Consider the following 13,807-nt stretch of genomic DNA (forward strand, 5'->3'; position numbering starts at 1 on the left):
CTCGCCGCGATGCGGAAAGGTCGCCGATATCACGCCGGACCCTGAAAAACAAAGGCATCCATGGCCAGCACGCCGTGCTCAATGCCGCCCTCAATCAATGAGCCTGAACAACGTTCGCCTGCGGCGCCCGCGGCCACCAGCAGAGGGAGGAAATGCTCGCTGGTTGGGTGCGCCCGTTGGGCATGGGGAGCTGTTTCCAGGGCTTTTATCAGCTCCTGATGGGCACCTGCCTGAACGCGTGAGCGAATCCAGTCGGTAAACTCCTGGGCATAGCGCGAGGCGTTTTTGTCGCCCCAGCGTACCTCGTACAGGTTGTGTGTCAGGCTCCCGGATCCCACAATCATAACGCCTTTCTGTTGAATGGGGCGCATTGATTCCCCCAGTTGCCAGGCGGATTCGGCATCAAGATCCATCGGCATTGAAACCTGAAATACCGGCACCGAGTGATCGGGAAACAGGTGCATCATGGGCACCCAGGCTCCGTGGTCCAGTCCGCGGTTTGCGTCTGCCTGGGCCGGCCATCCATCTGCCTTCAGCAGGGCCAGGGTGGTTTCCGCCAGCGCCGGATGTCCCGGTGCCGGGTAATTCAACTCGTAAAGCGCGGAAGGAAAGCCCCCGAAGTCGTGAATGGTCTCAGGTTTTGCCGAGGTGCCTACCCGGATGCCTTCCGTCATCCAGTGGGGCGACACCACCAGTACCGCTTCGGGTCTGGGCAGTTGCCTCCCCAGCCTGGTCAGAGCCGGGCCAGCGAGGCCCGGCTCCAGTGCAAAGGTGGGAGCGCCGTGGGATACGAACAGACTCATGGCAGACACCTCCGGTTGGCCGTGTTTATCGGGCTGCGAGGACCCGATCGATGGAAGCCCGGCCGGCACCGCTGAACACCAGCGACACAGATACCGCCAGCAAGGCCAGGCCAAACTCGTAACCATTGTTACTCATGAACAGGCCGTTGCCGATATGCACGCTGAAGATCGCGATCAGCATGGCAAAGGCCAGTACCGCGCTGGCAGGGCGAACCAGCAGACCGGCAATCAGAGCCAGACCACCGAAGAACTCCGCACCACCGGCCAGCAGCGCCATCAGGTAACCCGGGCTCAGGCCGATGGAGTCCATCCACTGGCCGGTGCCTTCCAGTCCGTAGCCGCCAAACCAGCCAAACAGTTTCTGGGCGCCATGGGCGGCGAAAATGATACCAACGGGAATGCGAAGGGCCAGAGCGTCCCAGCCGGCGTTGGTGGCGATCAGTTTGTTCAGGAATGCGTTGTTCATGGTCAATCTCCTTGGGTGTGTTTGAGCATGGAGATACTTTACAAATATCAAAAAACGGGATAAACGTGTCTATAATAAATTAACTGTTGCAGATATTGAGATAATGGATCGATTGCTGGAAATGCAGACGTTCTGCGCGGTGGTGGACGCCGGCAGCTTCGTGGCGGCCTCCGAGAGCCTGGGCATGTCGAAAGCGGCAGTTTCGCGGTATGTCAGCGAACTGGAGGGCCGGCTCGGAGTGCGGCTGTTGCAACGCACCACCCGTCGCCTGTCGCTGACGGGTGAGGGCGAGGTTTTCTATGTCCGCTGCCGGGAGCTGTTGGCGGGTGTGGAGGAGGCCGAAGCGGAAATCACCGCCCGCAATGAGGTGGCCAAGGGCATGTTGCGTGTGAACGTGCCGGTGAGCTTTGGAATCAGCCACCTGGCGCCTCTATGGGGCGAGTTCCATGCCTGCTATCCGGAGGTGGAGTTATCGGTGGATCTGTCGGATCGGCTGGTGGATATCGTTGAGGAGGGGTTTGACCTGGCCATTCGTATTGCCACTCTGCAGAGCTCAACACTGGTCAGCCGCAAGCTGACCTCCACAAGGCTGATGGCCTGCGCGTCGCCGGCCTACCTGGCGGCCTGGGGAGCCCCGACCAACCCGGGGGATCTGGCCAGTCATCGCATCATTGGCTACAGCAATTTCACCACGGGTAACGATTGGCCCTTCGAGGGCCCTGAGGGAGCCACCAGCGTGCGGGTTCGCCCGTGGATGTACGCCAACAACGGCGAAACCTGCTGCGGCGCCGCCCTGGCGGGCCAGGGGATCGTGTTGCAGCCCGGATTTCTGGTGGCTAAACATCTGGCCGCCGGCGAACTGGTGGAACTGATGCCCGGGTACCGGTCCACCGAGCTTGGGGTCTACGCGGTTTACCCCACCCGCAAGTTTGTCTCGCCCAAGGTGCGTGCCCTCGTGGATTTCCTGATCGCGGCCTTCCCGGCGTCGGTGTGAGCGGCGCAGGGAACGCACAACCGGTCAGGCGTCCGGCTTCTCCAGCCGTTTGTGTTCGGCCCGGCGCATGAGGTACCAGGCAATGAACGCGATCAGCGAGACCGCCAGAATGATCAGCGTGGCCAGGGCGTTGATCTTGGGGGAAACGCCCATGCGCACGGAGGAGAACACCACCATCGGCAGCGTGGTCGCGCCTGGGCCAGATACGAAGCTGGCAATCACCAGGTCATCGAGGGACAGGGTGAAGGCCAGCAGCCAGCCGGATACCAGCGCCGGGGCAATCACCGGCAGGGTGATCACGAAGAACGTCTTCAGGGGCGTGCAGCCCAGGTCCATGGCCGCCTCTTCAATGGAGCGGTCCACTTCCTGCAACCGGGCCGACACCACTACCGCCACGTAGGCACTGCAGAAGGTGGTATGGGCTATCCAGATGGTGGCCATGCCCCGGTCTGCCGGCCAGCCGATGGTTTGCGCCATCTGCACAAACAGCAGCAACAGCGACAGGCCGGTGATTACCTCGGGCATCACCAGCGGCGCCGTGATCATGCTCGAGAGCAGGGTACGGCCACGCATGTTCTTGAACCGCGTGATCACGAACGCGCACAGGGTGCCCAGGCACACCGCCATGCTGGCGGCGTAGAAGGCAATCCGGAGGCTCATCCACACCGCCGACAGGATCTGCTGGTCCCGGAACAGCTCGCCGTACCAGTGGGTCGAGAAGCCCGCCCAAACCGACACCAGCCGGGATGCATTGAACGAATACACGATCAACACGAACATCGGCAGGTAAAGGAACAGCAGGCCCAGTACCAGCATGGTCCTGGAGAAACCGGGGGTCCTGAGCTTAACCATTCTTTTCCATCTCCCTGGCCTGGAAGCGGTGGAACAGCACAATCGGCACCAGCAGCAACGCGAGCATCACAATCGCCAGCGCCGAGGCCACCGGCCAGTCGCGGTTGTTGAAGAACTCCTCCCACAACACCTTGCCGATCATCAGGGTGTCCGGCCCACCAAGAAGTTCCGGAATCACAAACTCACCCACCGCGGGAATGAACACCAGCATGGAGCCGGCCAGAATGCCGGCCTTCGAGAGCGGCAGGGTGATGGCCCAGAAGGTGGTCAGGCTGCGGCAGCCCAGATCCGACGCGGCCTCCAGAAGGCGCACGTCCAGCTTCACCAGGTTGGTGTAGATGGGCAGCACCATGAACGGCAGGTAGGCGTAGACGATGCCCAGAATCACCGCGAAATTGGTGTTCAGCATCCGGAGCGGCTCACTGATCAGGCCCAGCCACATCAGAAAGCTGTTCAGCAGGCCCTGGTTGCCGAGAATGCCCATCCACGCATACACGCGAATCAGGAACGACGTCCAGGACGGCAGCATCACCATCAGCAGCAGCACCAGTTGCCAGTGCCTCGGCGCCCGGGCCATGGCATAGGCCATGGGATAGCCAATCAGCAGGCAAACCACGGTTGCCAGGAAGGCGGTTTTCACCGAGCCCCAGTAGGCGGCGATGTACAGGCTGTCGGAGGCGAGGAACAGGTAGTTGCCAAAGTTCACCACCACGGTGAGCGAGTTCTCCACCCACCGGAACACCGGCTCGTAGGGCGGAATGGCCATCACGGCTGACGTCAGGCTGATCTTCAGAACCAGGGCGAAGGGCAGCAGGAAGAACAGCAGCAGCCACAGGAACGGAATGCCGAACACGGCCCGGCGATGGAACAGCACGGCGCGCACGCGCTCGAATATCGGCGCGGGCAACAGGCGGCGCTTCATGGGTTCAGTTCCACAACAGGATCGGGCTGGAGGCTTCCCAGGACACGTAGACCCGGTCGCCCCAGGTGGGCCGCTCGCCACGGCGCTCCACGTTGGCCATGGTGGCCTGCACCCGCTTGCCGCTGGCCAGCTTCACGTAATAGGACGTGATGTCACCCAGGTAGGCAATGTTGTCGACAGTGCCGCAGCTCCAGTTGTGCTCGCTCTCGGGCTTGTCTGCCGTGAGATAGATCTTTTCCGGGCGCAGGGCAATGAGGGTCTCGGTGGTTTCTGCGGGCGTGGTGACACCCCGGTCGATAAACACCGGCGCGTCCAGCAGGGCGCTGGCCAGGGTAACGCTGTCGGCCTCATCCTCGCGGATGTTGGCCTCGAAGATGTTCACCGAGCCGATAAATTCCGCCGTCATCCGGCTGTTCGGGCTCTCGTAGATATCCACCGGTGACCCCACCTGGGCAATGCGCCCATGGGACATGATGGCAATCCGGCTGGCCATGGTCATGGCCTCTTCCTGGTCGTGGGTGACCATCAGGCAGGTGGCGCCCACATTCTCGAGGATGTCCACCAGCTCCAGCTGCATTTCGGTGCGCAGCTTTTTGTCCAGGGCCCCCATCGGCTCGTCCAGCAACAGCAGCTTCGGGCGTTTGGCCAGGGAACGGGCCAGGGCGACACGCTGCTGCTGTCCACCGGAGAGTTGCTGGGGTTTGCGCCGGGCGTAGGGCTCCATCTTCACGAGCTTGAGCATGGCCGCCACGCGCTCGCGGATTTCGTCCTTCGGAAGCTTGTCCTGTTTCAGGCCCATGGCAATGTTCTGCTCCACCGTCATGTGGGGGAACAGGGCATAGGACTGGAACATCATGTTGGTAGGGCGCAGGTACGGCGGCAGGCCAGTGATATCCTGGCCGTCCAGTACAATGCGACCGGCGTTCGGTGTTTCGAAGCCGGCCAGCATCCTCAGCAGCGTGGACTTGCCTGATCCGGAACCACCCAACAGGGCGAAGATCTCGCCCTTGTGAATGTCCAGGCTGACATCGTCCACGGCCAGCGTGCTGTCAAAGCTTTTGGATACACCCCGGATGCTGAGAAGCACCTCCGCTTGCGCGGAGGTGTTGTTGCCGTTTTCCACCGCTCAGCGACCAGACTTCACGCTGGTCCAGGTGCGGGTCATCAGGCGCTGGGCGTCCTGAGGCCGGCCTTCCATCACATACAGCTTCTTCAGCACTTCCTCGGTGGGATAAATGCTGGTGTCGCTGAGGATTTCCGGGTTCACAAACTCATCCGCCGGCTTGTTGGGGTTGGCATACCACACGTAGTTGGTAACGTCCGCGATGATTTCCGGACGCATCAGGAAGTTCATCAGCTTGTGGGCATTTTCCACGTTCGGGGCGCCGGCCGGGATGGTCATCATGTCGAACCACAGCACCGCACCCTCTTTCGGGATGGTGTAGCGGATGACATTGCCGTTGCCGGCTTCTTCGGCACGGGCAGCGGCCTGCAGGATGTCGCCGGAGTAGCCGGCGGCCACGCACAGGTCACCGTTGGCCAGGTCGCCAATGTAACGGGACGAATGGAAGTAGGTGATGTTCGGGCGCACGGCCTTGATCACTTCACCGCCTTTTTTAATGTCGTCGGCGTTGTTGCTGTTCGGGTCCAGGCCGATGTAGGCCATGGCCGCACGCACCATCTCTTCGCCGGAATCCAGCATGGCGATGCCACAGCCGCCAGCGGCCAGTTTGCCGGTTACTTGCGGATCAAACACCAGGGCCCAGGAGTCGGTCGGCGCGCTGTCACCGAGGATTTCCTGGATACGGCCTTCGTTGTAGCCGTAGCCGTTGGTGCCCCAGAGGTAGGGCAAGGAGTACTTGCTACCCGGGTCCACCTTTTCCAGGTCGTCCATCAGGTCCGGGTTCAGGTTGCTCATGTTCGGCAGCTTGCTGTGGTCCAGCGCCACGAAGGCGTTGGCAGAAATCTGCTTGGCCACGTAGTGGTTGGAGGGCACCACAAGATCGTAACCGGAGCGGCCCGAGAGCAGGGCGGCTTCGAGGATCTCGTTACTGTCGTAAACGTCGTAGATCACCTTGATGCCGGTCTCTTCGGTGAACTTCGCCAGGGTATCCTCGGCGATGTAATCGGACCAGTTATAGACACGCACCTCTTCGGCCGCCATGGCAGAAGACGTACCCAGTGACACAGCAATAGCGGCGGCCAGCGCCGCGGGCTTACACAACTTCAACATCGGTGTTGTCCCTCAGTTAAAAGGGATGGATACAAAGCGTGCAGGACGCACGCGGTGTTGTGCAGGTCTGCTGAGGGTGGCCGCGGGTGGCAGGTGGCCTTGCAGGACACCGGACTGCCGCCTTTTGACTCCTTTAAGGCTTGTCCTGGAAACGGCGGTGCAGAACCGACCGTATTCGCGCGATATTTAACATGAGATTTAACCTCGCGCTACTGAAATTTTTCGCCGGGGATCAGGGGTTATCCCTATCAAAACCCTTCCTGCTTCTGGTCATTGAGAATCGGGCAGACAAACCCGTTTACTCTGGTCGGAAAGTGCCTGCCACTTCTGCGGATCGCTGGCGCGCACCCGCTTCAGGTACTGCACCACATCCACGAAATGCTGGGGCTCCGCCTGCAGTCGTCGGGCTGCGGTACGGTGCATGCCGGAGAGGTATTCGAGTGCCTGGTACTCATCTCCGTCCTTGTCCAGCGATTCACTGACTACCGCCAGGTGCGACGCGCAGAAAATATGCAGATTGCGCTGGTCGTAATCGATGGTTTGCGCCAGGCCGGTCGGGCTGAAAGCCAGCAGGCACAGTGACAGGCAGAGGGACGATTTCATGGGTACTCCCGAGCACTACGGTGAATTGCTTTTATTCGAGCCGAGGTTCAACCATACCGTTTATGGCCTCGCGTCTCCACGGCTTTCCGGCGCGGGCCCGGGACGCATACGGTATATGCCTATCTTGCAAAACACCCGGAAAAACAGGATAAAGGAGCGATCGGTTCTCCTGTGCCGGCCCTTCGCCACAGGCCTGACGGAGTTTTTGTAAGGCGTTCCCTATGGATTCTGGTTTTGCTGGCGCTGAGGCCTTCCTGCAGGCGCATCCCGAGCTGCAGTTTATTGATCTTCTGATCCCGGACATCAACGGCATTGTCCGCGGCAAGCGGGTTGATCCTTCCACCCTTGCGAAGGTGTTCGAACGGGGCGTTGCCATGCCCGCCTCCATCTTTGCCCTGAATATTCAGGGCACAACGGTTGAGGAGACCGGCCTGGGGCTGGATATTGGCGAGGCCGACCGGGTCTGCCTTCCCATCGAGGGAACCCTCACCATGGAACCCTGGCAGAAGCGGCCGACCGCCCAAATGCTGCTGACCATGTACGAACTGGATCGGGAAACGCCGTTCTTCGCAGATCCGCGGGTGGTGTTGCAGAACATCGTCGAACGCTTCAACGAGCTTGGCCTCACGCCGGTGGCTGCCTTCGAGCTGGAATTCTATCTGATTGACCAGGAAAACCTCTCGGGCCGCCCTCAGCCGCCCAAGTCACCGATTTCCGGCAAACGCCCCGCAGGTACCCAGGCCTATTCCATTGATGATCTGGACGAATATGCCGAATTTCTGGCCGACGTTCTGGATGCGGCCCACGAGCAGGAGCTGCCGGCGGACGCCCTGGTGGCGGAATCCGCACCCGGGCAGTTCGAGGTTAACCTGCATTACGTCGAGGACGCCGTGCGCGCCTGCGACCATGCCACCCTGCTCAAGCGGCTGATCAAGAACATGGCTTACGACCATGAAATGGACACCACCTTCATGGCCAAGCCCTATCACAACCAGGCCGGCAGCGGCATGCATCTGCACGTGAGCCTGAAGGACAGCGAGGGCCGCAACGTGTTTGCCGGCGACGCCGAGCAGCCTAACGACATGCTGCGCTGGGCCGTGGGCGGTCTGGTGGCTACCATGAACGATGCCATGGCGCTGTTCTGCCCGAACATCAACTCCTACCGGCGCTTCAGCCCGGAGTATTACGTGCCCAGTGCCGCGACCTGGGGCGTGGACAACCGCACGGCGTCCTTGCGGCTGCCCGGCGGAGATCCCGATGCCCTGCGCATCGAGCACCGGGTGGCTGGCGCCGACGCCAACCCCTACCTGCTGATGGCGGCGGTGCTGGCCGGCATCCACTACGGCATTTCCAACCGGATTGAACCGCCCCCTGCCACCGTGGGTAACGCCCATGAACAGCACGAGGCCACCCTGGTGAATAATCTCCGGGATGCGTTGCGGGAGCTGGGGCAATCGGCCGTGATGGCGGACTATTTTGGCAGTGCTTTCCTGGATGTGTTCGTCGCCTGCAAGGAGAACGAGCTCAAGGAATTCGAGATGACCATCTCGGACCTGGAATACCTCTGGTACCTGCACACGGTGTGAGCGCGGCGGCCATACGGTAGCCTGATACAAAAACGGCGCCCAACGGGGCGCCGTTTTGCGTTCTGGCGTTTATTCCAGAACCAGCCAGGTGGCCTTCAGTTCGGTGTACTTGTCGAAGGCATGCACCGACTTGTCCCGGCCGTTGCCGGACTGCTTGAAGCCCCCGAACGGGGCAGTCATGTCCCCGCCGTCGTAGTGGTTGATCCACACGCTGCCGGCCCGCAGGGCTTTGGCCACCTTGTGGGCGGTATTGATGTTGGCCGTCCATACCGCCGCTGCCAGGCCGTAGATGGAATCGTTGGCAATGGCGATGGCCTCATCCATGGTGTCGAACCCGATCACCGACAGCACCGGCCCAAAGATTTCTTCCGAGGCAATGCGCATACGGTTGTTCACCCCGTCAAACACCGTGGGCTGCACAAACAGGCCGCCGGTATCTTCCATAATGCGCTGGCCGCCCTCCACCAGGGAGGCCCCTTCAGACTGGCCAACGCCGATGTAGTCGATAATGCGGTCCAGCTGGGCCTGGTCGACGATCGCGCCGCAGGTGGTGGCCGGGTCCAGGGGGTGGCCCGGGCGCCAGGTTTTCAGGGCCTCGCAAATCAGCCCGACAAACTCTCCGCGAATGCTGTTTTCCACCAGCAACCGGCTGCCCGCCGTGCACACTTCGCCCTGGTTGAAGGCAATGGCGCTGGCGGCTTCGGCGGCGGCTTTCTTAAGGTCGGGGGCATCGGCAAAGACGATGTTGGGGCTCTTGCCGCCGGCCTCCAGCCATACCCGTTTCATGTTGGACTGACCGGCATAGATCATCAGCTGCTTGGCCACATTGGTGGAGCCTGTGAATACCAGGCAATCCACGTCCATGTGCAGGGCCAGGGCCTTGCCCACAGTGTGTCCGTAGCCGGGCAGCACGTTGAACACCCCGGCGGGAATACCGGCTTCCTCGGCCAGGGCAGCCAGGCGAAGGGCGGTAAGCGGCGATTTCTCGGAGGGTTTGAGAATCACCGAGTTGCCGGTGGCCAGGGCCGGTGCAATCTTCCAGGACGCCATGATCATCGGGAAGTTCCAGGGCACGATGGCGGCCACCACGCCCACCGGCTCCCGGGAGATCATGCCAATCTGGTTGTGGGGCGTGGGTGCCAGCTCGCCGTACACCTTGTCGATGGCCTCGGCGGTCCAGCGGATAGCACGGGCCGTGGCCGGTACATCCACCGATCGGGCATGGCGAATAGGCTTGCCCATATCCAGGGTTTCCAGCAAAGCCAGCTCATCGCCGTGGGTCTGTATAAGGTCAGCAAACCGCAGCAGTACCGCCTTCCGCTTGCCGGGTGGTAACTGGCTCCAGACACCGCTTTCGAAAGCCGACTTTGCCGCCTCAACGGCCAGGTCGGCGTCGGCGTCATCGCAGCTGGCGATGGCGGCAAGCTCCCGTCCGTCAAGCGGGCTCACCGAGGCAAAGGTCTCACCCCGGGCGGCCCATTGATAGGCGCCGTTGATGTAGGCCCGGCCTTCGATGGTGAGCTTTTCGGCCAGCGCCTGCCAGTCAGACATGGAGGAGGGCGTTGAGGAACTGAGGGGTTGGTTCATGTGTGTCTCGCAGGCAAAGTGATGGCTCCATCATAGCAGCACTTTCAGCCACAATCGCCCGTGTGGCAGGCGAAGCGCTATAGGTAGAAGAACGTGTCTTCCCGAATGCGAGACCTGGCATAGACTCTGTTTTGCGAGCGCGGGAGCAGCGCTGTCGCAGCGTTCCCGTAAAACCAGAGGAAGCCACCCACGATGCAGTATCCCCCGGTCCCGTCCTATTACGCCGCCTCGGCAAATCCCGCGCCCTTACGCCCCGCACTTCGCGGAACCTGCGAGGCGGATGTCTGCGTTGTCGGTGCCGGTTATACCGGCCTGTCCACGGCCCTGTTCCTGGCGGAAGCCGGGTTCCGGGTGGTGGTGCTGGAGGCCGCAACCGTGGGTTGGGGCGCCTCCGGACGCAACGGCGGTCAGATGGTCAACAGCTTCAGCCGCGATCTTGACCATATTGAACGGCAGACCACACCAGACCACTTGAACTTGCTGGCCAGCATGGCGTTCGAGGGCAGCCAGATTATCCGTCAGCGGGTGAAAAGTTATCACATCCATTGCGACCTGAAAGAGGGCGGTATCTTTGCTGCCCTCAATGCCCGGCAGCTGGACCACCTGGAGGGCCAGCGGGCGCTCTGGAAACGCTTCGGCTACGAGCAGCTCGAGTTGCTGGATCGGGATGGGATTCGTGAGAGGGTTGGCACCGATCGCTACGTGGGCGGCGCCATTGACCACACCGGCGGCCATATCCATCCGCTCAACCTGGCGCTGGGTGAGGCCGCGGCCATTGAGTCCCGGGGTGGCGTGATTCACGAACACTCACCGGTGGTGAAGATCGTGCCGGGCAAGATCGCCACGGTGCAAACCGAACAGGGCGAGGTGAAGTCCCAATACGTGGTGCTCGCGGGCAACGCCTACCTGGGCGGCCTGGTGCCGGCGCTTGGTGCCAAATCCATGCCCTGTGGCTCTCAGATCATCGCCACCGAGCCACTGGACGAAGCGCTGGCTGCAAAGCTTTTGCCGTTCGACAACTGCGTTGAGGATTGCAACTACCTGCTGGATTACTTCCGGCTGTCCGCGGACAAGAGGCTGATCTATGGCGGCGGCGTGGTGTACGGCGCCCGCGATCCGGCCAACATCGAGCGGCTGATTCGCCCCAAGATGCTGAAAACTTTCCCGGAACTGGACCGGGTGGGCATTGATTACGCCTGGACCGGCAATTTCCTGCTCACGCTCTCGCGCCTGCCACAAATGGGCCGTTTGCAGGACAACGTGTTCTACTCCCAGGGCTGCTCCGGCCATGGCGTAACCTTCACCCACGTGGCCGGCAAAGCGTTGGCGCTGGCGGTGCAGGGCCAGGCGGAGCGGTTTGATGCCTTCGCCAGTTTGCCCCATTACCCTTTCCCGGGTGGCCGGGCCTTCCGGGTGCCGTTCACGGCGCTTGGTGCCTGGTACTACGCCTTACGGGACCGGCTCGGCGTTTAAAAAAATCAGTGTGCGTGCGGGCTGCCGTAAATCGACAGCTCGCGGGCATGGCGCTCGGGTTTCGGGTCGTCAATGGATGGCACGGCTTCAATCCGGGCAATGTAGTCTGCGGGTAAACCGTTTTCTCTTGCCCCTGTAAGCACGTGATCCTTGTACCAGTGAAAGGGCTTCAGTGTTCTGTCGATGCGGGTGGCGTAGTACATCCAGGCCTCGATTTTCCCCTCCGACGTGTTCAGTGCCACCGGTTTCTCATCGTAGCCAAACCCTAGCGCCTCGTGCCGATCCAGCTCGGGCTTTTCGGCATCGTCTATCTCGTAAACGACACCGATCACCCGATCGCTTGGATTGCCGGTTTCCTGTGCATCGCACTTGGCTGAGCCGTCGCCCGCCACTTTATGGAATCGAAGCCGGTGCCCGGGTAGTTCCGCCACCGCCACGAAGCGGGCAGAGGGCACCCGGGCCTGGAGTCTGCGGGCTGACATGTTTGATCCGTAACTGAAACAGAGCATGGCCAGGTGTTGAATCTCCGTCGGAGCGGAGCTGCCGGTGAAAAACTGTGAAATGGCTCGCGCTTGAGCAACGTTTAAATTTGTAATCAGGCCCCGCGCCAGTCGGGCGCCGTGCCCGGATCCATAACCAGCTTAGTTCACGGAAGCTCGAAAAAACAACGCTTTAAGTCTCTGTTTATGGTGGCCAGGCTGTTACCTTCCATCACAACGTGTATCTCTCCGTAAACGACAAATTCCTGACGGATTTTGCGGAAAAATCCGGAACCAGAGCGCATATAACCAAAAACCGCCGCTGTAAGATTTGGCCATCGTAGTCAAAATATTGGTGCAAAAACATGTCATATCGCGGCGAAAAAATGTCTAAGCAGGGAGTGCTGATGTTGTCCATGGCGCTGCTGCTGTCAGGCTGCGGCTTTGACTCATCCGAGAAGGAAACCAGCGCCAACAGCGCATCGGCCGATCCCGGTGTCCAGATAGCAGGTTCGGCGGTAAAGGGCGTGATTCAGCGGGGCCTGGTGGTGGCCAATCGTCTGATTGCCGACAAGGAGGGTTACTATGCCCCCCAGCGCCAGGCGGCCAAGCCTGTGTTGACCGCAGACGATGGCAGCTATACCTGGCAGCTGCGTGGCAAGGCTGATGGCTGGGCTCTGGTGGAGCTTACCGCGGATAACAACACGCGGATGATCTGCGACGTCGTGCCCGGCTGTGATCAGCCCGGCGGCGAGACGGTTGCCTTCGGTCAGGGTATGGCGTTGGACAGCAGCTTTGCCCTTCGCGGCGCCGGGGACCTGAAACTGGAAACCGTTAACCTCACTCCGCTGACCCACCTGGCAGTGACCCTGGCAGAGCGTGGCGCGGACGGTCTCTCTCCGGGAGCCATCTCCGGGGCCTACACCACGGTGGAGAACTGGTTTGGTTTGCCCGCCGGCGCCCTGCGGCTGACGCCGCCGGATCTGACCCGTCTGGACGAGATGACCAGCGTTTCCGCCGACGCCATCCAAGTGGCCATTGCCAACGCCGCCTTCCTGGCCCTGGTCAACGACAACAGTCAGTGGAATTCCATCTCCGACGTACTTGCGGATGCCACCAGCCAGATCCGCGCCACCGGTCAGATCAGCATTATGGGCGACGGTACCAACGTGGCGCTGGCCGACCTGATCAGCGCCGCCGCCCTGCAGTCGTCTGAACTCCAGGCTGTGGTGAGCTCCAGCGTGATCAGCCAGAAGCTGGTGGTAGTCGAATACCGGAACGTAACCCGGTTCAAAACCATCGACGAGGTGGATGGCGGTGAAACCAGCGTCGCCGATTCCGGCAGTAGCACCGATACCTCCACCGAAACCGCGACCGGCGGCACATCCGGCAGTACCACGGAAACAGGCAGCACCACCGAAACCGGCACGGAGTCTGGCACCGGATCCACCACAGGATCAGGCACCGGGGAAACCGCCACCACAGAACCTGCCATTCCGGCCAATGCCGCGCTGCTGAGCTGGACCGCGCCCCTGACCCGGGAAAATGGCGAAAGCCTCAGCATGGGCGAGATTGCGGGTTACGAAGTGGTCTACGGCACCAGCGCCGAAAACCTGGATCAGAGCCTGGCCATTGGCGATGCCTCGGTTGATGAACTGCTGGTGGACGAGCTGGCCGAGGGCACCTGGTACTTCGCCATCCGCACCCTCGACACCGATGGCAACCGCAGCCGGCTGTCCGAGGTTGTCTACAAGCAGATCTGAACCTCCTGAAAAAGACAGCCACGCCGCCCCGGGCGTGGCTGTCGGC

Annotated in this window: 13 protein-coding genes; 4 read left to right on the forward strand and 9 right to left on the reverse strand. The window is 61.4% G+C overall.

Annotated elements, in window-relative coordinates:
* Positions 1-29: 29 nt before the first annotated feature.
* Both AC0J1C_RS05215 and AC0J1C_RS05220 read right to left on the reverse strand, forming a co-directional pair.
* Positions 30-803: a dioxygenase family protein gene (locus AC0J1C_RS05215; RefSeq protein ID WP_473045886.1), complete on the reverse strand. Its 774-nt coding sequence runs from the start codon at positions 801-803 to the stop codon at positions 30-32.
* A gap of 25 nt (positions 804-828) precedes the next feature.
* Entirely contained in the window at positions 829-1,269 is a 441-nt protein-coding gene (locus AC0J1C_RS05220; RefSeq protein ID WP_473045887.1) for a DoxX family protein, read from the reverse strand.
* A 103-nt stretch (positions 1,270-1,372) separates the two neighbouring features.
* On the opposite strand from AC0J1C_RS05220, the gene AC0J1C_RS05225 reads away from it, so the two are divergent.
* Positions 1,373-2,263: a LysR family transcriptional regulator gene (locus AC0J1C_RS05225; protein ID WP_473045888.1), complete on the forward strand. Its 891-nt coding sequence runs from the start codon at positions 1,373-1,375 to the stop codon at positions 2,261-2,263.
* Between the two features lie 24 nt (positions 2,264-2,287).
* On the opposite strand, the gene AC0J1C_RS05230 is transcribed toward AC0J1C_RS05225, so the two are convergent.
* The 5 genes from AC0J1C_RS05230 to AC0J1C_RS05250 all read right to left on the reverse strand — a co-directional run bounded on the left by AC0J1C_RS05230 (position 2,288) and on the right by AC0J1C_RS05250 (position 6,873).
* Positions 2,288-3,115: an ABC transporter permease subunit gene (locus tag AC0J1C_RS05230; RefSeq protein WP_473045889.1), complete on the reverse strand. Its 828-nt coding sequence runs from the start codon at positions 3,113-3,115 to the stop codon at positions 2,288-2,290.
* Complete coding sequence (locus AC0J1C_RS05235; protein ID WP_473045890.1) at positions 3,108-4,037, reverse strand: ABC transporter permease subunit; 930 nt, start codon at positions 4,035-4,037, stop codon at positions 3,108-3,110. Before AC0J1C_RS05235 ends, AC0J1C_RS05230 begins: the two co-directional genes overlap by 8 nt.
* Before the next feature lie 4 nt (positions 4,038-4,041).
* Positions 4,042-5,160: a polyamine ABC transporter ATP-binding protein gene (potA, locus tag AC0J1C_RS05240; RefSeq protein ID WP_375193741.1), complete on the reverse strand. Its 1,119-nt coding sequence runs from the start codon at positions 5,158-5,160 to the stop codon at positions 4,042-4,044.
* Between the two features lie 3 nt (positions 5,161-5,163).
* A complete protein-coding gene (locus AC0J1C_RS05245; protein ID WP_375193742.1) occupies positions 5,164-6,270 on the reverse strand; it encodes a polyamine ABC transporter substrate-binding protein in 1,107 nt (368 codons plus the stop codon).
* Between the two features lie 270 nt (positions 6,271-6,540).
* A complete protein-coding gene (locus AC0J1C_RS05250) occupies positions 6,541-6,873 on the reverse strand; it encodes a hypothetical protein (protein ID WP_473045891.1) in 333 nt (110 codons plus the stop codon).
* Positions 6,874-7,094: 221 nt separating this feature from the next.
* Between AC0J1C_RS05250 and AC0J1C_RS05255 the strand changes: the two genes are divergently transcribed.
* Positions 7,095-8,459, forward strand: coding sequence for a glutamine synthetase family protein (locus tag AC0J1C_RS05255; RefSeq protein WP_473045892.1), 1,365 nt, complete (start codon positions 7,095-7,097; stop codon positions 8,457-8,459).
* A 69-nt stretch (positions 8,460-8,528) separates the two neighbouring features.
* Here the strand turns inward: AC0J1C_RS05255 and AC0J1C_RS05260 are convergent, their stop codons facing one another.
* Positions 8,529-10,010: an aldehyde dehydrogenase gene (locus AC0J1C_RS05260; RefSeq protein ID WP_473046503.1), complete on the reverse strand. Its 1,482-nt coding sequence runs from the start codon at positions 10,008-10,010 to the stop codon at positions 8,529-8,531.
* A 228-nt stretch (positions 10,011-10,238) separates the two neighbouring features.
* Between AC0J1C_RS05260 and AC0J1C_RS05265 the strand changes: the two genes are divergently transcribed.
* Positions 10,239-11,519 (forward strand): NAD(P)/FAD-dependent oxidoreductase, encoded by a 1,281-nt coding sequence (locus AC0J1C_RS05265; protein ID WP_473045893.1) that lies wholly within the window; start codon positions 10,239-10,241, stop codon positions 11,517-11,519.
* Between the two features lie 5 nt (positions 11,520-11,524).
* Here AC0J1C_RS05265 and AC0J1C_RS05270 read toward each other — a convergent pair whose 3' ends face one another.
* Positions 11,525-12,001, reverse strand: coding sequence for a gamma-glutamylcyclotransferase family protein (locus AC0J1C_RS05270; RefSeq protein ID WP_473045894.1), 477 nt, complete (start codon positions 11,999-12,001; stop codon positions 11,525-11,527).
* Between the two features lie 383 nt (positions 12,002-12,384).
* Between AC0J1C_RS05270 and AC0J1C_RS05275 the strand changes: the two genes are divergently transcribed.
* A complete protein-coding gene (locus AC0J1C_RS05275) occupies positions 12,385-13,761 on the forward strand; it encodes a fibronectin type III domain-containing protein (RefSeq protein WP_473045895.1) in 1,377 nt (458 codons plus the stop codon).
* The last annotated feature ends 46 nt before the right edge of the window (positions 13,762-13,807 follow it).

Source organism: Marinobacter sp. E2 (assembly GCF_055755345.1).